Source organism: Gilliamella sp. ESL0250 (assembly GCF_013345045.1).
In the GTDB taxonomy this organism is placed as follows: domain Bacteria; phylum Pseudomonadota; class Gammaproteobacteria; order Enterobacterales; family Orbaceae; genus Gilliamella; species Gilliamella apicola_H.
This window is the reverse complement of record NZ_JAAEDV010000002.1, coordinates 263,626-284,510: the sequence shown is the minus strand read 5'-3', so window position 1 is coordinate 284,510 and position 20,885 is coordinate 263,626. Positions and strand designations below refer to the sequence as shown.

Here is a 20,885-nt window from a genome sequence, read left to right as displayed (position 1 = left end):
ATTTTAACGCAAAGTTTAACTTTTTTAATCAATATCTTTGTTTAATATGAATAATTTTAGTTAGTTAAAACGGTAAGTGATAGCGGCTTAACGCCTTTGTTGAACAAGGGATTTAAGCAATCTTATTCTTTATCAAAAATAATTTATTAAATGCTTGCATTTAAAATAGTTGCACACTGAAACGGTATAGGATCCTGAATATTTTTAACAAAAATTACGCCTTTTTAATAAAGAAACACCCTGTTTTATTGCTAACTATGTTATAACTATAAGAAATTTAAAGATTAATTGGTAGAATAAAAAAAGCTTAATATTTCCTATTTCATTTTTAATATTAATTTAATAAAAACAATGTGTTATAAAATAATTGTTGTTTTAAGAATAATCAAAAAAGTTGGTAGAAATTTAAACTAAAATATTTTAATTATAAAACAAAATGTTATAATTGGTCTGTTCCCTATACACATAGGGATAAACCGAGATGTTTTTAGGTTATAAAGAGGCTGAACATCTGTTCCCTATACACATAGGGATAAACCGTCATTACGCGTGTCATCGCCAGTTTTTTCTTTCTGTTCCCTATGCACATAGGGATAAACTGCCCGATTTTGAGCTTTTTTAAAAAACACCCCACTGTCCCCTATAAAAATAGTTTTTTGCTTGTCATTACTGAATATGCTTGAATATGCTCAAGAGAATATAAAGGTTGCATGTTTTTTCATTAGGTTAAGTATGCAGTCTTTACTATAACATGGGTATTTCTTGAAACTTTTGACAAAAATCAGTCACTTTTATTGATACAATTTGCATACTTTCTGATTTATTTATATTTAAATACTTTTGATCGTGGCAAATACTCTATTTTTAGTGGTTCTATTTTATAGAAATGGCTCCAACCAACTAGCTTCTCATTTTTGGTATTTATAAAATAAAAAAACAGCCTGTTTTTAGACTGTTTTTTTAAAATTTTTAAACCAGTTTTAGGAACGGTTAGCTATTCCCATTCTATAGTAGCTGGCGGTTTTCCGCTTATATCATATACGACACGAGAAATACCATTGACTTCGTTGATGATTCGATTGGATACTCTCCCTAAAAAGTCATAAGGTAAATGAGCCCAGTGTGCGGTCATAAAATCGATGGTTTCAACAGCACGCAGTGAAACGACCCAGTCGTATTTGCGACCGTCACCCATTACGCCAACCGAACGTACTGGTAAAAATACGGTAAAGGCTTGGCTGACTTTGTGGTATAGATCAGCTTTATAAAGTTCTTCAATAAAAATAGCATCAGCTTGACGTAACAAGTCGCAATATTCTTTTTTAACCTCACCAAGTACTCGCACGCCTAAGCCTGGTCCTGGAAATGGGTGGCGGTAAAGCATGTCATAAGGTAAACCAAGTTCTAAACCCACTTTGCGGACTTCGTCTTTAAATAGTTCTCGCAAAGGTTCGACCAAGCCCATTTTCATATCTTCCGGTAAGCCACCAACATTATGATGTGATTTGATTACATGGGCTTTACCAGTATCAGCAGCGGCCGATTCAATAACATCAGGATAGATAGTGCCTTGAGCCAGCCATTTTACATCTTTTAATTTTGCTGCTTCTTCATCAAATACAGCAACAAATTCACGTCCAATAATTTTGCGTTTAGCTTCGGGATCAGCTTCACCTTTTAGTGCAGCTAAAAAGCGATCTTCGGCATTTACGGCAATAATGTTTAAGCCAAATTTATTACCAAACATGTCCATAACCTGTTGCGCTTCGTTCAAGCGTAATAAGCCATGATCAACAAATACACAAGTTAATTGATCGCCAATCGCTTGGTGCAATAACAATGCTGTAACAGAAGAATCCACTCCACCCGATAAACCGAGTAAGACTTTGTCATTGCCAACCTGTTCTTTAATTCGAGCAATAGCATCGGTAATAATTGAAGATGGCGTCCAAAGTTTTTCGCAGTGACAGATATCAATCACAAAACGTTGCAATAACTCGAAACCTTTAACAGTGTGAGTCACTTCTGGGTGGAATTGGACACCATAAAATTGTTTTTCGTCATTAGCCATAATAGCAAATGGACAAGTTTCAGTACGACCAATTAGTGTAAAACAATCAGGCAAGGTTGTTACTTTGTCACCGTGGCTCATCCAGACATCAAGTTGATTAATGCCTTGTTCGCTTGTACTATCCAAAATACCATCAGTTAATTTTGACGATCCAATAAGATCCACTTTAGCATAACCAAATTCACGTTGGTTAGAGCCAGTGACTTGACCGCCCTTACCAACTTGAATTGCCATAGTCTGCATGCCATAACAGATCCCAAGCACGGGTACGCCAGCATTAAAGACATATTCTGGAGCTCGTGGGCTATTAGCTTCTGTGGTACTTTCTGGACCACCTGATAGAATAATACCTTTAGGATTAAATTGTTTAATTTTTTCTTCTGATACATCCCACGGCCAAAGTTCACAATACACACCAATTTCACGAATTCTGCGAGCAATTAATTGGGTAACTTGCGAACCAAAATCAAGAATTAAAATACGCTGCTGGTGGATGTCTTTTTTCATCAATTTTATTCCTAAACTATGAACTAATACAAAATTAGGCTGATATTGTACCATTTACCAATTAAATTGAGAGCATTAATTAAAAACAATTATAAATATTTTATATTATTAATAATTTTGAAATCATCTTATTACAAAGTCCAATATCTAGTCATCAAATTAACCTTGTAATAAGTCAACAAATCAAAAACTTGAATTTTCTTTACTTAATTAATAAGTAAACTTATAATAAGCAAACTTATAACAAGTTAATTTATCAAAAGGAGACACTATGAATACCATTTCAATTTCTTTCATATTACCAACCAAAGCTAAACCAACTCAAATTTGGCAATACTATACTGATCTTAATTTAAGAAAATTATGGGAAACTGATCTTGAAGACTTTCGTATATTTGGTGACTTAAAAACAGGGTCTAAAGGTATTTTCAAATTACAAAATATACCGGAAATGGAAGTGACTTTATCAAAGATTATTGATGAGCAAGAATTTACAGAACAATTTGATATGCCTGAAATAGGTTTACTGTTTTTCTCACATCAAATTATTGAAATATCGCATAATCAATATGCATTAAAATCAGAAATTTCTCTAAAACCGGATCCAAAAATGGAGACTAAAGCATCCTATGATTTTATAAAACAGATTTCAGATGATATTATAGATAAAACTTACAAATTAAATGGCTTAGTTGAAGGGTAAATTATGACAAAGGACAATAAGTTTTTGACTCAATTCCAAACTGATTCTGAATCTATTGGTTTTATTTTTATGAAAACTTATTCGTCCTGGCATACGAATATCAAAAATTGCTTGAAAAAACAGTCTATCACTCATCCTCAATTTATAGTGCTTGCAACGCTTGCTTATCTATCACAGCAACCAGACGAAATAACACAAGTTATTTTATCAAATAAAACAAATATCGATGTGATGACAATTTCCCAAATATTAGAGAATTTAGAAAAAAAGGATTATATAAAACGCTCTTGCTCAATTAAAGATAGTCGAGCAAAATCCATTCAATTAACACAAAAAGGATTGAATAAAGCAAATGAAACTGTACCTTTGGTTGAACAAATAGATAAAGATTTTTTTTCAACATTACAAGGTGATAAAGAACAATTTATGGAAATGTTATTAACACTATTAAAAACCAACATGAAGGGATAACATCATTTATAAATTTTTATTATTTATTGTTTTTATCAACTTTGAATGCTTGGACTTGACTTAAAATAAGTTTTTGAAGACCTTGTCTCAAATTTCTAGAACAAAATACTCTAAAACTGAATCGTTATAACTCAACCTTTTAAAGCTCATTACTTGACTAAATTTAATTAAAAAAAGGTGATATTACATCACCTTTTATCTATAGTTAGAACGTTTTGCTAAACTTATTTTGCAGCGTTTTGTTCCTGTGCTGATTGAATTGCGGTTAATGCAATGGTGTAGACAATATCGTCAACTAATGCACCACGAGACAAATCATTAACAGGTTTACGCATACCTTGTAGCATTGGACCAATCGAAACAAGATCTGCTGAACGTTGTACTGCTTTATAAGTAGTATTACCTGTATTAAGGTCAGGGAAGATAAATACTGTTGCTTTACCTGCTACTTGTGAATTTGGCGCTTTCGATTTTGCTACATCTGGCATTACCGCGGCATCATATTGCAATGGACCATCGATCATAAGATCTGGACGTTTTTCTTGAGCAATGCGAGTTGCTTCTTTCACTTTTTCAACATCAGCACCTTGACCCGAGCTACCTGTTGAGTAAGAGATCATCGCAACGCGTGGTTCAATACCAAAGGCAATTGCTGTATCAGCTGATTGAATCGCAATTTCGGCTAACTCTTGTGCATTTGGATCTGGATTAATTGCGCAGTCACCATAAATATACACTTGATCAGGCATTAACATAAAGAATACTGATGAAACAAGTGAACTACCCGGGGCAGTTTTAATTAATTGTAATGGTGGACGGATAGTATTAGCAGTTGTATGCACAGCACCTGACACTAAACCATCAACTTCATTTGCTTCAAGCATCATTGTACCAAGTACTACATTATCAGCTAATTGCTCACGAGCAATTACTTCTGTCATACCTTTATTTTTACGTAATTCAACTAAACGAGGTACATACTTTTCACGAATTAATTCAGGATCAACAATTTCAACACCTTGACCTAAACTCACACCTTGAGAAGCGGCAACTTTACGCACTTCGTCCGGATTACCAATTAATACGCATTTAGCGATATTTCGCTCAGCACAAATTGCGGCTGCTTTAACTGTTCTTGGTTCATCACCTTCTGGTAATACCACTACTTTTTTCGCATTACGCGCAAGTTCAGTTAATTGGTAACGGAATGCAGGAGGAGACAGACGACGTGCAGAATTTACCACTTCATTTAATGATTTAACCCATTTAGCATCGATATGGTCAGCCACATAATTTTGGGTGTTTTCCATACGTTCTTTATCATCAACAGGGATTTCTAAATTGAATTGTTGTAAATTAATCGACGTTTGGAAAGTGTTAGTTTTAACTGTAAATACAGGTAACCCCGTATCAAAAGCAGGTTGGCATAATTTTGCGATTTTTTCGTCGATTTCATAACCACCAGTTAAAAGTACACCACCAATAGCCACACCATTCATAGCAGCTAGACTAATCGTCACTAATACATCAGCACGATCGGCAGAAGTCACTAACAGTGCATTTGGTTGTAGATGACTGATAATGTTAGGCACACTACGTGAGCAGAAAGATATATGTTTAATGCGACGGTTTTTGATATCACCTTCATTAATAATTTTTGCGTCAAAATGTTTAGCGATATCAATAGAACGACAAGCACTTAAATCCATATTCCAAGGAATACATCCAAGTACTGGCAATGGGCTATGTGCATTTAAATCATCGATAGTGATTTTTTTATCATCAAATTTAGGAGTGTGATAAATTTCAGCAACATCAGGACGAGCAAGGCTTTGTTCTTCAACTGGCGCATTAACTTTATTAACAATCACACCAACGATTTTTTCGTTTTTAATGCCACCAAAGTTAGATCGAGCAATTTCAATGCGATCTCTAAGTTGCTCTGGCGTATCTTTGCCCATATTGACCACAAAAATAATTTCGGCACCAAGCGTTTTAGCGATATTATTATTGAGTTCATTAGCAAAAGGATAATCAGACGTGGGTACAATACCTTCAACCAAAACAACATCAGCACCTTTCGTATTTTCGGCATAAAGGGCTACGATTTCTTCCATTAACACATCTTGTTGATTTAAACCTAATAGGTTTTCAACATGGCTCATTTTAAGCGGTTTTAGTGTTGGGATTGAAGTGTTATGACTAACTAACGTTGTGGTATTGTCTGGCGCATCGCCCCCCGCTCTAGGTTGTGCTACTGGTTTGAACACGTTTAAGTTAATACCTTGACGCTCCATAGCTCGAATAACACCAAGACTCACGCCCGTTAATCCAACATTGGTACCAGTAGGAATGAGCATAATAGTACGAGACATAATTGTTACCTCTTAATTCTTTTTATATAAAAAACAAACCGCCATTTAGGCGGTTTTAAATATTTATTACGCAGTTAGGCGCGCAGCATCTTGAGCAATAACAAGCTCTTCATTAGTTGGGATTACCATCGCAATAGCTGAACCATCTTTGGTGATTTTGCCACCTTTACCAAAACGTGCAGCTAAGTTACGCTCTTGATCAAGTTCAAAACCAAGAATAGTTAATTTTTGTAATGCCATACGACGCACTTCTTCAGCGTTTTCACCGATACCACCAGTAAAGATGATAGCATCTAAACGACCGTCTAAAAGCATTGCATAACCACCAATATATTTAACTAAACGGTGAACAAACACATCTAAAGCGTTTTTAGCGTTTTCATCTGTTTCGTAATTATCGGTAACATAACGACAGTCGCTACTTACACCAGTCAAACCTAATAAACCTGATTTTTTGTTTAAAAGATTATTAATATCAGCAACCGACATTTTTAAATTGTCGTGTAAGAAGAACATAATAGCTGGATCGATGTCACCACTTCGTGTCCCCATGACTAAACCTTCAAGTGGCGTTAAGCCCATTGAAGTTTCGACACATTTACCGTTTTTAACAGCAGTGATTGATGCACCATTGCCTAAGTGACAAGTGATCACATTTGTTTCTTCAACTGGTTTATTTAATAATTTGGCTGCTTGTTGGCTTACATAATAGTGACTTGTACCATGTGCGCCATAACGACGGATACCGTGTTCTGTGTATAATTCGTTCGGAATCGCGTATAAATAAGCTTCTTTTGGCATTGTAGTATGGAAAGCTGTATCAAAAACAGCCACATTTTTATTTTTTAAATGTGGAAAAGCAGCAAATGCTTCACGAATACCAATTAAATGCGCAGGGTTATGTAATGGAGCAAAAGCAGCGGCATCTTCAATACCTTTTAAGACTGAATCATCAATCACAACTGACTTTGTATATTTTTCACCACCATGAACAATTCGATGACCAATAGACTTAATGCTGTCTAATAATTCTGGTTTTTGTGGGAAAATACTATTAACAATAAATTTAATGGCTTCACTATGTGCAGCGCCTGCACCTAAAGATGCTTCACCTTTAACGCCATCAAGTTTCCACTTAATACGTGCATCAGGCAGGTTAAAACATTCGGCTAATCCAGAAAGAAATTCATCACCGTTTTCAGGGTTTATAATAGCAAATTTTAATGATGAACTTCCGCAATTAAGAACAAGAGCGTTATTACTTGATGACATAGTAATTCCTATAGATTGAATAAAAAGATATATACCAATCAAAATTGGTAACTAAGCACATGATTTAAAATCAATGTGACTACGCTAAGGTGACTTCTGATATCTTACTTTTTGAGATAGAATAGAGAGAGTCCCCAATTTGAATGGTACTATTTTAAGATAATAAGAAGTGAATGTCGAGGAGTCACAAAAATATGAATCTAATAAACACATTTAAAGCTGGGCAAAGGTATATGAAGCTTTGCCCAACTGACAAACAACTAGCGCATTCATTTCCTGAATTAAAAATCATTAACCTCATAAAAATCGCAACTCAATACGTACCCCCTATCGTTATTGGTTTGCTGGTTTGGCAATATTACATGCCAGCACAAATTGCGGTCACGGCAATAACAATACTATTTACCTTAAGCCTGCCACTACAGGGGATTTTTTGGTTAGGAAAACGTGCGTTATCGCCCCTACCCCTTAACTTAATTGACTGTTATAACCAGTTAAAAACAAAATTAATAGCTAAAAAAATCATCACTGAAAACAGTATACAAAATAACAAATTGACATTTGAAGCATTTATGAAACTTATCAATCTAGCCAAATTGTATTTAGGCGATTATTTTGGCCAAGATGATGATACTCCACCTTATAACGAAGACTAACTGCAATGGCAAATTTACTCACTACACTACAAAAACAAATTGACCAATTAGAACAACAAGTTCATTTGGCTAACGAACAGAAATTTAAAGAGCCTTATTTTGACGAACAACTTTTTCATACCAATAAAATTGTCACAGATAAAACGTTTTACCTTGAAAAAATCAAACAAACGTATCAAGCATTAGTCGCAAATATCGAATCAGAAAAAATCGAGCAAATTACTTTTTTATCAGAAACATTAGTCAACCAAATGGCTGCCCTAACGCGCGAACTTGCCACCCATAACTTGCGCCAAAAAGAACCCAAAGCCATTATTGAAGAAACCCTAGCCCAAAAACACGTGCGCCATTTAGATTATTTGCGCCGATTACAAGAAATGAAATACGAGCTAGAACTATCACAAGACGTCATCAACCAAAGCAAAATAGCCGCACTTGATAACCGAATTTACCGTTGTGAACAGGCGATTAAGAAGATTGAATTAGAAATTGAAAATGATATTGATGGATAAATTTAAGATAAATTTATATTAAACTTGATGATAAAATACAGCTAAGCACCACCTATAAGCGTATATTAGTATATAGCCAAATCAGATCGACAAAAACCTGTTACAAAATCCATTAACTCTAAAATCACCTCTTCATTATTCGTATATCTTAATTTTTGCAAACATGCATACATGCAATCTTTTGATATACCTTTATTTTTGAAATAGACCAGTGTTTTTCTAATGTCTAATAGGTTGTGATTTTCAGATATTTGTTGTGCGATACAATCCATAAATATTTGTTGATAAAGCATGTTATCATTCAGGTTTTTATCCACTAATGATTACCTTTACCGAACTGTTTAAAAAAATGTTGTTAATATATGTTATTAACAACGTTTTATCAATTTCACTAAATTCAATAATCATTTTTTTAGCCCGTACTTGTTCGGTGTTATGCTTATTTATCTCTATGGTAAGTATGTTTGCTTTCAAAACAATACGTTTAATTGCTTTAGCCACTTCCATCCCAGTTAGATGCGTTTGAATACCGATTGATTCATCTACATCATCCTCATCATATCGAGATAAGATTAAGTAATGGTTGGGGGATATTGGATCGTCACTGATGCCAATAATAAACACTCCATTTTCGGTATAACAGTTGGTGGTATTTGCTAAAAATTTTATTTCACTATTCGTTATATTTTCTTTCATATCGTGTTTCTTGATAACATTTACATCAATGCTTGTAATTATATGCTCTTAACATTATCCAAAATAAAATGATTTAAACAACCTTAGCCTAGTTATTTATTATAATTTTATCTAATACCTTTTTGGTAATGATAGTGTTCAAGCATTTGCTCATTATTTTGTATACACCAATCATAACCACCAATATCTATTGGCATTTTAGTTAAAACGCCAGTTAACTTATTAAGCTTTACCCAGTTATCTGCATTTTCAAGAGACGAAAATACCGCAGACACCATTGAAATGTCATCTCGCTTAAAAACCCACACCCAACGATATTCTTTCATACTATTTCACCTAATAACTCATCTATTCATTTTCCAACTTAGTAAAGATAACCTTCCAAATAGTCGCACATAATTTTATATACAAATTTGTCTTTATGCTAATAAACCGTCTTGGGTTGAATCTTTTTCAATAATCTACTTATATATACTCTTTTATTTAAAAGCATCTTGATTGATACTCCCCATAAAGAAAATTTTTAATAAAATCGCTGCTAGTTTTCATTCACTGTAAATATTCGAACTAAATACCGTCTTATTCCTAATGCAATCTCGTATAAATAGATTGCATTGCTTTATTCTACAACATGTAAACGGTATGTTTTTTATATTCAAAGTAACAATTGATTTTATTTAAAAGCAAGTTAATTGTTTAAGCTAAAAACGATCATTCTCACTCATCACTTCTACTTATATTATAACCAATAGCAACTTTACTTAACTATTGATATTCAAAAATAGACATTATTCTTATACCCAAAATGAATATTGTTATAATGATTAATTAGTACCATCTTTTTTCGTTCTATTTATAATAAGTGTTATTAGCAAAACAACGCCATGCTATTTCCTATAGCAATTAACAAGGATTCTAATATGAGTAAAATATTTGATGATAATTCACAAACCATTGGTCATACTCCGCTGGTTCGTTTAAAACACTTTGGTCATGGCAATATATTAGCTAAAGTTGAATCGCGCAACCCCAGCTTTAGTGTTAAATGTCGCATTGCATCTAACATGATTTGGGATGCCGAAAAACGTGGTTTATTAACCTCTGATGTTGAATTAATCGAACCAACAAGCGGTAATACAGGTATTGCGCTAGCGGCAGTTGCTGCTGCTCGTGGCTATAAATTAACTTTAACCATGCCTGAAAGCATGAGCATTGAACGTCGAAAACTGCTAAAAGCCTTAGGTGCGAATTTAATTTTAACTGAAGCAGCTAAAGGGATGAAAGGCGCAATCGAAAAAGCCGAAGAAATCGTGGCAAGTGATCCTAAAAAGAACCTCATGCTACAACAATTTAGTAATCCTGCTAACCCAGAAATCCACGAAAAAACAACAGGACCGGAAATATGGCAAGATACCAATGGTCAAATCGATATTTTTATTGCTGGTGTCGGAACGGGCGGCACATTCACTGGCGTAACGCGTTACATCAAAAAAACACAAGGCAAAAATATTACTGCGGTTGCCGTTGAACCCACCAATTCACCCGTCATTAGCCAAGCACTAGCAGGCGAAACTATTAAGCCTGGACCGCATAAAATTCAGGGCATTGGAGCTGGTTTTATTCCTACAAATCTTGATTTAAGTTTAATTGATATAGTTGAAAAAGTATCAAACGAAGACGCTATCGAAACAGCTCGCGAATTGATGGAAAAAGAAGGTATATTAGCTGGGATATCATCGGGTGCTGCCGTTTTTGCTGCGGATCGCTTAGCAAAATTACCTGAATATGCCAACAAAACCATTGTGGTGATTTTGCCATCTTCTGGAGAGCGTTATTTAAGTACCGATTTATTTAGTGGTATTTTTACTGAAAAAGAACTCGGTTAAGTAAAAATTAGTAATATAAAATTAGTAATAAAAAAAACGTGATTTATCCAATAATCACGTTTTTTATTAACATTAAATCGCTCTCAACCTTAACCTAATTATCCTGAATAATGCCAAAATGGCGATACGCATGTGGTGTTGCGATTCTGCCACGCGGTGTTCGTTGTATATAACCTTGTTGAATTAAAAACGGTTCGAGCACATCTTCTATCGTTTCGCGCTCTTCACCAATTGCAGCGGCAATATTATCTAATCCAACTGGACCGCCCATGAATTTTTCGATAATAGCTAGCAACAATTTGCGATCCATATAATCAAAACCCTCATTATCAACATCAAGCATATCTAGCGCTTGAGTTGCGATTTTTTTGTCGATAATCCCTTTTGATTTTACATCAGCATAATCGCGTACACGGCGCAAAAGACGATTGGCAATTCGCGGGGTACCACGAGAACGTTTAGCAATTAAATGTGCACCTTCATCTGACAAATCCATACCTAAAAATTTAGCGCTACGGCTAACAATATATTCTAAATCCTCAACTCGATAAAACTCAAGGCGCTGCACAATACCAAAGCGATCTCGCAGTGGCGAAGTTAACGAACCGGCGCGAGTTGTTGCACCAATTAATGTAAAAGGAGGAAGATCGATTTTGATTGAACGCGCTGCAGGTCCTTCGCCAATCATAATATCTAATTGGTAGTCTTCCATTGCGGGGTATAAAATTTCTTCAACTACAGGGGAAAGTCGGTGGATTTCGTCAATAAACAGCACATCATTAGGTTCTAAATTGGTCAGCATGGCGGCTAAATCGCCGGCCTTTTCTAATACAGGGCCTGATGTAGTGCGTAAATTAACATTCATTTCGTTGGCCACTATATTGGCTAACGTTGTTTTACCAAGTCCTGGAGGGCCAAATATAAGCACATGGTCGAGCGCATCATGACGCTGTTTAGCGGCTTGAATAAAGATTTTCATCTGCTCGCGAACTTGCGGTTGACCTATGTATTCGTCCAAATATTTAGGACGAATTGCACGATCTAATGATTCTTCTTCTTTTTGCACTTGTGGGGCAATTAAACGATCCGCTTCAATCATAATCAATCCCTATTTATAATGCTGATTTTAAGGCTTCACGAATCAGCGTTTCGCAATCCATGTCAGGAATAATCACTTTATTAATAATACGGCTAGCTTCTTGTGGTTTGTAACCTAATGCAATTAAAGCCGAAACCGCCTCACTTTCAATTTGATTAGCCGTTTTTTGAATGCTACCTATTTCAACAGTCGAGCTAGGACTTGACGATTGTTCACCAAAATGTTTAATGCGATCTTTCATTTCAACAATTAACCGCTGTGCAGTTTTATTGCCCACGCCCGGCAGTTTAACTAAGGTTTTAATTTCACCTTGTTCAACAGCACTAATAAATTGCGACGCTGACATGCCTGATAAAATGGCTAATGCCAATTTAGGCCCCACGCCATTAACTTTAATGAGTTCACGAAACAATTCACGCTCTTGTTCTTGATTAAAACCATACAACACTTGCGCATCCTCACGCACGGCAAAATGGGTTAACACAATGACTTCTTGCCCGTTTTCGGGCAATTCATAAAAACAGGTCATCGGCATAAACACGTCATAACCAACGCCAGCGACTTCAATCAGCACTTTAGGGGGTTGCTTTTCAATAATGGTGCCACGTAAACGACCAATCACAATATATCCTTAATAATAAAGCGTAACAAATAAGCAAATAATAAGGTGTAGTTTACCTGATAGCAAAAAAATAATAAAGAAAAACTGTATAAATAGACAGTTAAATCAAATATTAATTACAGCAAATATCATTTAACTAAATGATATATGGAACAAATTTATATATAATACTGGTAAAAATGGCCGATTTGTTTATAGCGTTGTAATTATTCAATAATCAAAAATGATGTTTTAAAGTCATAATTTATTCCATTAAGGAGCGTTAGATATATGATTAGTCAGATAAAAAAACTTTGTAAAGATAAAAATAATGAAGATGCCTATTATGGATTTATAAGAGCTTTGGATGAAGGAAAGGATTATTATTTTGCTAAAAAGGATTTTGATAATTTACCTATAGAAGAAATAGAAATAGGCCTACGAGTGGCATTTACTGCAAATGAAAAAGATTCAGGTCAACGATTTGCAACAAATATCAAAATTATCAAAGATCAAGCAACAGAAAACAATGAACAGAGTTTGTCTGATAATAAATCTTTGGCAAATAAAATTGATGCCAAAGGCTATCAAACACTTTTAATAAATTCAGTCCAACAGATCAAATACATTGATGATCCACTAGCGTTTGAAGACTCAGTCTTCAATTTATTAAAAGTGATTGGTTTAAACAAAATATTTCAATTTGATCGTGATAATCAAGCGGGTAAGGCCGATGGTTTTTTTATTATCGAAAATTTAGCTGTAATGTATGACTGTACGCTACAAAAAAACTTTGAATCATTTAAAGAAGAACAAATAGAAAACTACATCAATAAACTGAACCAAAAAGCACAATTAACCTTCAACATTAAAAAAAATGACGGCGGAATCACCCCTAAAACGATTCCATTAACGGGCAAAAATAAACAAGTTTGGATCATTACCAAAGGAGAAAGCAAGGAGATAAGCGATTTTGATAATGTAAAAGTCAAAGAAATTTCGATATATGATTTGTGTGAAATTTACAAAAAGCGGTTAAGCGATATTACTTATGATAATGAAAAATTAGTAAACGATTTTATTTTTATTGGAAAATAATTTTAGCGAAAAAAGCGGAAAGGAAATATGATTGCCTTTCCGCCTACTGTCAAAATAATCTACGCTTAAAACGGCATTTTAAAACCTGGTGGTAATTGCATTCCACCAGTAACTTGTGCCATTCTTTCTTTTTGTGCATCATCTAAACGACGAGCCGCATCGTTATAAGCCGCAGCAATAAGATCTTCTAACATCTCTTTATCATCTTCAGTCATAAGTGACGGATCGATTTCAACACGTTTGCAATTATGTGTACCATTAACCGTTACTTTAACTAAACCTGCACCCGATTCGCCTGTCACTTCTAATTTAGCGATCTCTTCTTGGGCTTGTTGCATTTTTGCTTGCATTTGTTGGGCTTGTTTCATTAAATTACCCAAACCACCTTTTCCACCTGAAAACATAATAATTCCTCGTTAAAAAAATATCGCCATGATTATACAGGACGAACACTTGATTCATCAATCTTGGCATCAAAATATCGACAAATTGTTGCCACTTTTGGATCTTCGGCAATAGTTATCTTTGCTTGCGCTAGTTTTTGTTGATATAACGCTTCACGCATTTCAATGGGCGTTTTATAGTCTTGATTATCATCAACAATAATCTTTACATTAAGCTCTTGCTTGCGATGTTCACAAAGTGCTTTTTGCACTTTAGCCACATTATTGGCCGAATTAATCAAATGTTTAACGGCTGAACGCAGATGTAACACAATAGTGTTATTGTCGCTCTGTTCAAACCCAGAGTTGACCGCAATTTGCTTAATCAAAGGTGACAAATCTAATTGCTCAATTTCGGCACACCACGCATCTTTTTGTGCCATTTCGTCAATCAATTTTTTTGCCATTTCGGGGGTTTTATCACCGTTAAGTGATTCACGAAAAGCTTTGGTATTCACCACGAGCTCTTCTTTCATGGCAATCAAACCACTGGCTTGCCATTGATAGTTTTCGGCGGTGATTTCTTCTTTGTCATCATCGCCACCACTATCGTGGCTATCAGCATTGGCATCACCTACGATCGCGACGTTCTGTTTAATTCTTGTGAGTGATTCACGCATGACCGAACTTTTTGGTTGAATCTTATCAACCGATTCAGACTTTTTTGAATTTTGTTCCCCTTTCATCAACTGCATACGCATTTCTAAAACACTTTTAGTTATCGACGAAACTTCATCGGGAATCGCTAGCTCATCCGTTGCAGTTTTGCCATCAGCTACTTGTTCCATTGTTGATGGCGCAACGGGTGCCAAATTATTTGTGTCTTGGGGCTGGCTTTTCACCTTGGATGTTAACGATGAACTAGCCACAACTTGTTGTGATATAGCTGATTTATGGGTATTAACCGGCTGGTTCACAGTTGAACTTGTAGCGCGAATGGGCTGAGATTGTTGAATATGAGGTTGATTTTCAACCTGATGATTAACTTCTACTTGCTTTGGAATATTTGTATGCTCAACGGCTTGAACTTGCGATTGCCGTTCGGGCTGTGCTTTGGTTTGGGATTGCACCTGTTGCGACCTATTGCCTTGGACAGACGCCGAACTAACCACAGCCGGCACCGCATCAACCGCCTTTGGCATAAAAGCCAAAGCGCGTAAAAAGCTCATTTCGACGCCAATTTTTTTATCGGGCGAAAAAGCAAGTTCTTTACGCCCCATTAACAAAATTTGATAAAACAACTGCACATCGTTAGGTGCCATATATTGCGCCAAAAAACGAATTCGCTCTTCGTTATCGGTATAATCCCCCAATGCGGTTGGCACCACTTGCAATAACGCAATTTGATGCAATAAAGTAATGGTTTCGGCTAACAAATTATCCCAATCAACACCTTGCACAGCGGCTGCTTCAATTTGTTGCATTAGGGCATTACCCTCACCATTATGCAATGCTTCAACAATAGCAAACGGAATCGACTTATCAAGCGTGCCAAGCATAACCGCCACCGATTCGACATCGACCTTACCATTACCAAGGGCAATGGCTTGATCGGTTAAACTTAGCGCATCACGCATACTGCCATTTGCAGCTTTAGCTAATAACGCAATGGCTTTAGCATCGCTGTTGATTTGTTCTAATTGCAAAATATGCTCAAGTTGCTGTCCAATTAATGCGGTATCAAGCACATTTAAATGCAAATGCAAACAGCGTGACAATATTGTTATAGGTAATTTTTGCGGATCAGTAGTCGCCAATAAAAACTTAACATGCTCAGGGGGCTCTTCTAGGGTTTTAAGAAGTGCATTAAAGCTACTGCGCGATAGCATATGTACTTCGTCAATCAAATAAACCTTAAAGCGCCCCTTGCTTGGTAAATATTGAATGTTATCAAGGATTTCACGCGTATCTTCAACCTTGGTGCGCGAGGCCGCATCAATTTCGAGCAGATCAACAAATCGCCCTTGCTCAATATCGCGACAATTATCACAAACTCCACACGGCGTTGCGGTAATGCCCGTTTCGCAATTTAACCCTTTTGCTAACAAACGGGCAATCGAGGTTTTACCCACACCTCGCGTGCCCGAAAACAGATAAGCATGATGAACCCGCCCAAGCGAAAGCGCATTAGACAGAATTTTTAGGACGTGCTGCTGCCCTACAACTTCAGAAAATGATTTTGGTCGCCATTTGCGTGCTAAAACTTGATAACTCATCATCACCATAACTTATTGCCATTGAATTTGGCACTAATCATACCATAAACAGGCAAAATAGTCTTTATACGGTCAATAATCGATGCAATATTAAACAACACAAATCAACTTACAAGAGTCTTAGTTCGGTTATACAGCACAACTAGAATTTATTTCTGACAAATATAACCCAGCGCCCCTTATTTGACGTGCTAACCTTACTCAATTGTCGGCTCACTCTGACACCGATTAATGGCAATATTAACCTCTGGCTGTTATAAAAGCGGTATCTTCCCCCCCTCTCTATAGAATTGTTTATACAGGGCACTGATTTTGTTTGTTTTTTATTGTTATATAAATCAATAAGTTATATCATGATTTCTGCTTTTTTGAGACTTACCGCCTATACGGCGGTGAACCTGGTAATAATGGTCAATACGTTTTAGGGAAATTTCTAAACCGCCTACACGGCGGTGAACAAATAAAGATAGAAAAAGTGACTTATTGAGCTTTCTAAACCGCCTATACGGCGGTGAACAGTTAGCATTCATTGAAACAGTTGCTTCCGCTTTTCTAAACCGCCTATACGGCGGTGAACTTTATAGTTATCACTAAGCTGTGTACGGATAATTTTCTAAACCGCCTATACGGCGGTGAACACAGAAGCGCAAAGCCTTGCTTACGGAAATATTTTCTAAACCGCCTATACGGCGGTGAACTAGAAGCCGATATACTATAAACCTTGTTTGGCAAAAGGCAAATAGGATTTTTGTTTTCAAAAACCCTTTTTTATAAGGCATTTTTAATTTATTGTTTTTATTGATTTTAATTTTTTGATTAAAAAAAGGGTTGGCTGGATTTTGGCTGTTTCGATAATGTGTCAATTTAGCCATTAAAAGATATTCAGATATCGCATTGATTTAAATTAACTTTGATCTTGTTGTTTTTAAGGCAAGATAGTCCCTTATATCCCCCCAAAAAACCACACCATAACTAACAGGAGAGTACACTAAAAATTATTCTCGCCTTTTAGCCAATGAATTTTCCTACCAAACCCCAATAAATTACTTGTCATCTTTATATGTTGCAACTGCAATGACCAAATTGGTGCTTTTATCACCCTTGCAAAGGGAAATGCCTGATAATATAACCTATAAGCATGTACGGCTTGCTCTTTTTGTAAAAGCGTTGCTGTGGCTTGAAATTGGATACCTTGGATTTGTGCAACTGTTTTAGGGATTATGTTAATCGTACCTGCAACCTGCGGATGCTTTAACATGGCTTTGGCATGATCGGTTTTTAATTCCGAAAGTAAATACAAATTCATTAACTTTTCATCAAACACATAAAAGGTATTACATGCCCAGAGATTGTCGTCAGGCAAGATAACGCTAAGCGATAATACATGCTGCTTTTTGATAAATTTGATGATTTTAGGATCGACTTGCATGATATCTTTAGGCTCTACTGGCATTATTCGGTTTAGTGTTCAGGTGCAAATCTTCGCCCCAACGTGGCAGGGACGGGATATCAATGCCAAATAAATCAAGTGCTCTGGCGACACTGTGGGTAATAATATCATCAATGCTAGCAATATGCTGATATAGTGCTGGCACCGGTGGGCAAATTACACCGCCCATAAGTGTAACTGTTTCCATATTTTTTAGATGAGCTAAATTTAGGGGTGACTCACGAACCATTAATACCAAGCGGCGGCGCTCTTTTAAAACAACATCAGCAGCACGGGTGAGTAAATTATCTGATAATCCCTGTGCAATAGAAGCAAGCGTTCGCATTGAACAAGGTGTAATTAGCATACCTATGGTTTTAAACGATCCACTTGCTATGGCTGCGCCAATATTGTTGACAGGATAGACTTTGTCAGCCAGTGATTCAATTTGCGCTAAGCTGGTGTTGGGCACTTCGTAAGCGCGCGTTATTTGTGCCGCTTTTGATATAACTAAATGTGTTTGAATATCAAGCGGTTTTAAAAGCTCTAACGCTTTTATCCCATAAGCAAAACCCGTTGCCCCACTAATGCCAATAATTATTCGCTGCGTTGCCATGTCTATCTCTATATCAAATTACAATAAAAATCATTAATCATTATGTTAAGCAGTCGCCAAATGAAACCTTATTTTAATAATAAGCCATATGAAAGCTAGCTATTAAAGTAGACGACTATACCTATCTATTGGTAGCGAATCAAGTAGCTGATGGCTACTTGCATGCCTATTACATTAATAATAAGTAAATTAAGGAATGATGGATTAGCATATTTGATTATGTTTATGGCTATCAATAGATTGATAGCCATTTGTAATGGTTTACTCTTTAGCCATAGGTTCATTAACTACTTTGGTTTCTTGGTTACCTTGAATAGCTTTGATTTTTTGCTCATATTTTGACACAGCATCTTTGCTAGACAATAAACTATAAGTTAAGGTAAATTCTGTACTTTGCCCTGGCTCTAATTGACGAACACGTTTTTGCTCACGTTCGATAGTTACTGGATAAGCAAAACTGGTGCCTGGCTCTAAGCCTGTAACATAGCCTTGTTTAAGGGTATCAGTGTTTTTCCATAATGATAGTACGGGTAACTGTTTAGTATTAAAGGCAATACCTGCGGCCTTATCACCCAATTTATTGGTTACCATCACCTGTGTTTGACCATTTTCATCAGCAAACGGATAGACATTAAATACCATTTCGTCAAAGCCTTTTGTTGGACCTAGATAAGTTTGCCATGTATTAATCCCCCCTTTCGCATAGTCGTTAAATGGTGAGATTTCCTTAACTGGAGCAACAAACCTTGCGCCTTCTTCAAGAATCGGCGTACCAAAATTACTATGATAGATGATCTGATAATCGCGGGTATAATCACTCTTATTGGTGACAACATCATGAACCGTAAATTCTTGACTTCCTGGTACATAACTTAGTGATGCCCAAGTTTCGAGATTGCTTTTTTTGAAAGTATTTTCTTTAATTAACCCCTTAACCGTTATGGTGTAGGGTGCCTTGTCAGATACATTCACAATGAGTTTAGAGACTGGCGTATTTTGAGCTCGACCGTGTAAGGTATACATCATACCATCAGCTTGCGCTGCATGACCTGTCCATTCAAAACCACAGCGAACCATCATTTCGTTAAAGCCATCTAGCCATCCAATCCCGCCACGACTTTCTAAGTTGATATATTTAGGATTGACAACTTCATTTACCGGTGAGTCCCATCCCATACGGATACCATCACCAACAACAGACAAGATACCTAATCCTCGTGTTGGAATTAATTTAATCGTGAAATTATCACTAGAAATCGTTAGAAGTTCGGTTCCATCTTGTTTACCGCCTTTAAGTACGGTATTTTGAATAGTGAATTTTTGACCGTTAACACCTAAATCTTGGCTCGAAACCGACCAATTACCTTTAGCGATATCTTTTTCGTTATCAGTTAATACAAATTCTTTAGCATTGGCGTTATAACTAACCAAACTAAGTATTACAGCTAATGAAACAATTTTGATTTTCATGGTGATCCCTCATGGTTAACAAAATAGCACTGAATCGTTTCAGTTAATATGACATAAAATAAAAAGAATCAATAAAAGAAAATCGTAAAAATGAGAGATCATTCACACTTTTTCGATATTATAGCATCACATGCATAAATGTGATTTATAGACCAAAATAAGTGTGAAATATTTAGATGATCAGTCTTTAGGTCTTATTTGTCCAGCCTTCCAATGTTTTCGACAAACCGAGTGATATTCACTGTCACCAAGATGGATGGAGTTACCAAATTTAACAATTTGACCATCTTGCCCTTCTAATAAGATCATAGTCGCTTTTTTGCCACACCAACAGACGGTTTTGAGTTCTCTAAAATTATCGGCAATTTCAAGTAGCGTTTTAGATCCTTCAAACAGGTGTCCCATATAATCGGTTTTAATGCCAAAGAACATGATTGGCACGCCATATTCGTCGCACACATCTGATAACTTCCAGATAGTATTGCGCGATAAAAACTGGCTTTCGTCGATGAGTATACAAGCATAGTTGCTTTGTTTGATGTGATCAATAATATCATCAACCGTTGTATCATCAAGCTGTAACGCCTTTTTACGTAATCCTAAACGAGAGACGATTTCGACAGCCGAATCGCGCGTGTCGACCGATGATTTGAGCAGTAACGTTTGCATATTATTACTTAAGTAGTTGTGATCAATTTGCAACAGTTCGGTGGATTTTCCGGCATTCATTACGCCATAGATATAATAGATTTTAGACAAAATAA

At 36.0% G+C, this 20,885-nt stretch carries 19 protein-coding genes and 1 CRISPR repeat array; of the genes, 6 read left to right on the top strand and 13 right to left on the bottom strand.

Annotated features, from left to right (window positions below; all coding sequences use genetic code 11):
* Window positions 1-994 precede the first annotated feature (994 nt).
* Window positions 995-2,578 carry a glutamine-hydrolyzing GMP synthase gene (gene guaA, locus GYY69_RS03155; protein ID WP_174796377.1) on the bottom strand — a complete coding sequence of 528 codons (1,584 nt, stop codon included), beginning with the start codon at window positions 2,576-2,578 and terminating at the stop codon, window positions 995-997.
* Window positions 2,579-2,849: 271 nt separating this feature from the next.
* Here guaA and GYY69_RS03150 point away from each other — a divergent pair, with 271 nt between their 5' ends.
* Window positions 2,850-3,281, top strand: a complete 432-nt coding sequence (locus GYY69_RS03150; protein WP_174796376.1) for a hypothetical protein — start codon at window positions 2,850-2,852, stop codon at window positions 3,279-3,281.
* Between the two features lie 3 nt (window positions 3,282-3,284).
* Window positions 3,285-3,752, top strand: a complete 468-nt coding sequence (locus tag GYY69_RS03145; protein ID WP_065567571.1) for a MarR family winged helix-turn-helix transcriptional regulator — start codon at window positions 3,285-3,287, stop codon at window positions 3,750-3,752.
* Between the two features lie 224 nt (window positions 3,753-3,976).
* Here GYY69_RS03145 and pta read toward each other — a convergent pair whose 3' ends face one another.
* Both pta and GYY69_RS03135 read right to left on the bottom strand, forming a co-directional pair.
* Window positions 3,977-6,127: a phosphate acetyltransferase gene (pta, locus tag GYY69_RS03140; RefSeq protein ID WP_085246562.1), complete on the bottom strand. Its 2,151-nt coding sequence runs from the start codon at window positions 6,125-6,127 to the stop codon at window positions 3,977-3,979.
* Window positions 6,128-6,193: 66 nt separating this feature from the next.
* Window positions 6,194-7,399 carry an acetate kinase gene (locus tag GYY69_RS03135; RefSeq protein WP_174796375.1) on the bottom strand — a complete coding sequence of 402 codons (1,206 nt, stop codon included), beginning with the start codon at window positions 7,397-7,399 and terminating at the stop codon, window positions 6,194-6,196.
* Window positions 7,400-7,593: 194 nt separating this feature from the next.
* Between GYY69_RS03135 and yfbV the strand changes: the two genes are divergently transcribed.
* Both yfbV and priC read left to right on the top strand, forming a co-directional pair.
* Window positions 7,594-8,055 (top strand): terminus macrodomain insulation protein YfbV, encoded by a 462-nt coding sequence (gene yfbV, locus GYY69_RS03130; protein ID WP_174796374.1) that lies wholly within the window; start codon window positions 7,594-7,596, stop codon window positions 8,053-8,055.
* A gap of 5 nt (window positions 8,056-8,060) precedes the next feature.
* Window positions 8,061-8,567, top strand: a complete 507-nt coding sequence (gene priC, locus GYY69_RS03125; RefSeq protein ID WP_174796373.1) for a primosomal replication protein PriC — start codon at window positions 8,061-8,063, stop codon at window positions 8,565-8,567.
* A gap of 309 nt (window positions 8,568-8,876) precedes the next feature.
* Here the strand turns inward: priC and GYY69_RS03120 are convergent, their stop codons facing one another.
* Both GYY69_RS03120 and GYY69_RS03115 read right to left on the bottom strand, forming a co-directional pair.
* Entirely contained in the window at window positions 8,877-9,263 is a 387-nt protein-coding gene (locus GYY69_RS03120; RefSeq protein ID WP_174796372.1) for a hypothetical protein, read from the bottom strand.
* A 107-nt stretch (window positions 9,264-9,370) separates the two neighbouring features.
* Window positions 9,371-9,589, bottom strand: coding sequence for a DUF7710 domain-containing protein (locus GYY69_RS03115; protein WP_174796371.1), 219 nt, complete (start codon window positions 9,587-9,589; stop codon window positions 9,371-9,373).
* Between the two features lie 594 nt (window positions 9,590-10,183).
* On the opposite strand from GYY69_RS03115, the gene cysK reads away from it, so the two are divergent.
* On the top strand, window positions 10,184-11,149 hold the full coding sequence (cysK, locus tag GYY69_RS03110; protein ID WP_174796370.1) for a cysteine synthase A: 966 nt from the start codon (window positions 10,184-10,186) through the stop codon (window positions 11,147-11,149).
* Window positions 11,150-11,243: 94 nt separating this feature from the next.
* On the opposite strand, the gene ruvB is transcribed toward cysK, so the two are convergent.
* On the bottom strand, window positions 11,244-12,248 hold the full coding sequence (gene ruvB / locus GYY69_RS03105; protein WP_174796369.1) for a Holliday junction branch migration DNA helicase RuvB: 1,005 nt from the start codon (window positions 12,246-12,248) through the stop codon (window positions 11,244-11,246).
* 13 nt (window positions 12,249-12,261) lie between these two features.
* Window positions 12,262-12,870, bottom strand: a complete 609-nt coding sequence (ruvA, locus tag GYY69_RS03100; RefSeq protein ID WP_174796368.1) for a Holliday junction branch migration protein RuvA — start codon at window positions 12,868-12,870, stop codon at window positions 12,262-12,264.
* A 270-nt stretch (window positions 12,871-13,140) separates the two neighbouring features.
* Between ruvA and GYY69_RS03095 the strand changes: the two genes are divergently transcribed.
* The gene (locus GYY69_RS03095) at window positions 13,141-13,947 is read left to right on the top strand and encodes a cold-shock protein (RefSeq protein WP_174796367.1); all 807 of its coding nucleotides are present in this window, start codon (window positions 13,141-13,143) and stop codon (window positions 13,945-13,947) included.
* A gap of 65 nt (window positions 13,948-14,012) precedes the next feature.
* Here GYY69_RS03095 and GYY69_RS03090 read toward each other — a convergent pair whose 3' ends face one another.
* From GYY69_RS03090 to GYY69_RS03065, 6 genes are all read right to left on the bottom strand, one after another.
* Window positions 14,013-14,351, bottom strand: a complete 339-nt coding sequence (locus GYY69_RS03090; protein WP_160431306.1) for a YbaB/EbfC family nucleoid-associated protein — start codon at window positions 14,349-14,351, stop codon at window positions 14,013-14,015.
* 32 nt (window positions 14,352-14,383) lie between these two features.
* Window positions 14,384-16,606: a DNA polymerase III subunit gamma/tau gene (gene dnaX, locus GYY69_RS03085; protein WP_174796366.1), complete on the bottom strand. Its 2,223-nt coding sequence runs from the start codon at window positions 16,604-16,606 to the stop codon at window positions 14,384-14,386.
* 430 nt (window positions 16,607-17,036) lie between these two features.
* Window positions 17,037-17,304: a CRISPR direct-repeat array (repeat unit 28 nt; unit sequence TTTCTAAACCGCCTATACGGCGGTGAAC).
* Window positions 17,305-17,594: 290 nt separating this feature from the next.
* On the bottom strand, window positions 17,595-18,059 hold the full coding sequence (locus tag GYY69_RS03080) for a hypothetical protein (protein WP_174796365.1): 465 nt from the start codon (window positions 18,057-18,059) through the stop codon (window positions 17,595-17,597).
* Window positions 18,043-18,651: a UbiX family flavin prenyltransferase gene (locus GYY69_RS03075; RefSeq protein WP_174796364.1), complete on the bottom strand. Its 609-nt coding sequence runs from the start codon at window positions 18,649-18,651 to the stop codon at window positions 18,043-18,045. Before GYY69_RS03075 ends, GYY69_RS03080 begins: the two co-directional genes overlap by 17 nt.
* A gap of 261 nt (window positions 18,652-18,912) precedes the next feature.
* Entirely contained in the window at window positions 18,913-20,121 is a 1,209-nt protein-coding gene (locus tag GYY69_RS03070) for an aldose 1-epimerase family protein (RefSeq protein ID WP_174796363.1), read from the bottom strand.
* 180 nt (window positions 20,122-20,301) lie between these two features.
* A complete protein-coding gene (locus tag GYY69_RS03065; protein WP_065637863.1) occupies window positions 20,302-20,880 on the bottom strand; it encodes a thymidine kinase in 579 nt (192 codons plus the stop codon).
* Window positions 20,881-20,885: the final 5 nt, after the last annotated feature.

Coding starts and splice junctions, on each gene's coding strand:
- guaA (WP_174796377.1), bottom strand. CDS start 2,578: ATGAAAAAAGACATCCACCAGCAGCGTATTTTAATTCTTGATTTTGGT.
- GYY69_RS03150 (WP_174796376.1), top strand. CDS start 2,850: ATGAATACCATTTCAATTTCTTTCATATTACCAACCAAAGCTAAACCA.
- GYY69_RS03145 (WP_065567571.1), top strand. CDS start 3,285: ATGACAAAGGACAATAAGTTTTTGACTCAATTCCAAACTGATTCTGAA.
- pta (WP_085246562.1), bottom strand. CDS start 6,127: ATGTCTCGTACTATTATGCTCATTCCTACTGGTACCAATGTTGGATTA.
- GYY69_RS03135 (WP_174796375.1), bottom strand. CDS start 7,399: ATGTCATCAAGTAATAACGCTCTTGTTCTTAATTGCGGAAGTTCATCA.
- yfbV (WP_174796374.1), top strand. CDS start 7,594: ATGAATCTAATAAACACATTTAAAGCTGGGCAAAGGTATATGAAGCTT.
- priC (WP_174796373.1), top strand. CDS start 8,061: ATGGCAAATTTACTCACTACACTACAAAAACAAATTGACCAATTAGAA.
- GYY69_RS03120 (WP_174796372.1), bottom strand. CDS start 9,263: ATGAAAGAAAATATAACGAATAGTGAAATAAAATTTTTAGCAAATACC.
- GYY69_RS03115 (WP_174796371.1), bottom strand. CDS start 9,589: ATGAAAGAATATCGTTGGGTGTGGGTTTTTAAGCGAGATGACATTTCA.
- cysK (WP_174796370.1), top strand. CDS start 10,184: ATGAGTAAAATATTTGATGATAATTCACAAACCATTGGTCATACTCCG.
- ruvB (WP_174796369.1), bottom strand. CDS start 12,248: ATGATTGAAGCGGATCGTTTAATTGCCCCACAAGTGCAAAAAGAAGAA.
- GYY69_RS03095 (WP_174796367.1), top strand. CDS start 13,141: ATGATTAGTCAGATAAAAAAACTTTGTAAAGATAAAAATAATGAAGAT.
- GYY69_RS03090 (WP_160431306.1), bottom strand. CDS start 14,351: ATGTTTTCAGGTGGAAAAGGTGGTTTGGGTAATTTAATGAAACAAGCC.
- dnaX (WP_174796366.1), bottom strand. CDS start 16,606: ATGAGTTATCAAGTTTTAGCACGCAAATGGCGACCAAAATCATTTTCT.
- GYY69_RS03080 (WP_174796365.1), bottom strand. CDS start 18,059: ATGCCAGTAGAGCCTAAAGATATCATGCAAGTCGATCCTAAAATCATC.
- GYY69_RS03075 (WP_174796364.1), bottom strand. CDS start 18,651: ATGGCAACGCAGCGAATAATTATTGGCATTAGTGGGGCAACGGGTTTT.
- GYY69_RS03070 (WP_174796363.1), bottom strand. CDS start 20,121: ATGAAAATCAAAATTGTTTCATTAGCTGTAATACTTAGTTTGGTTAGT.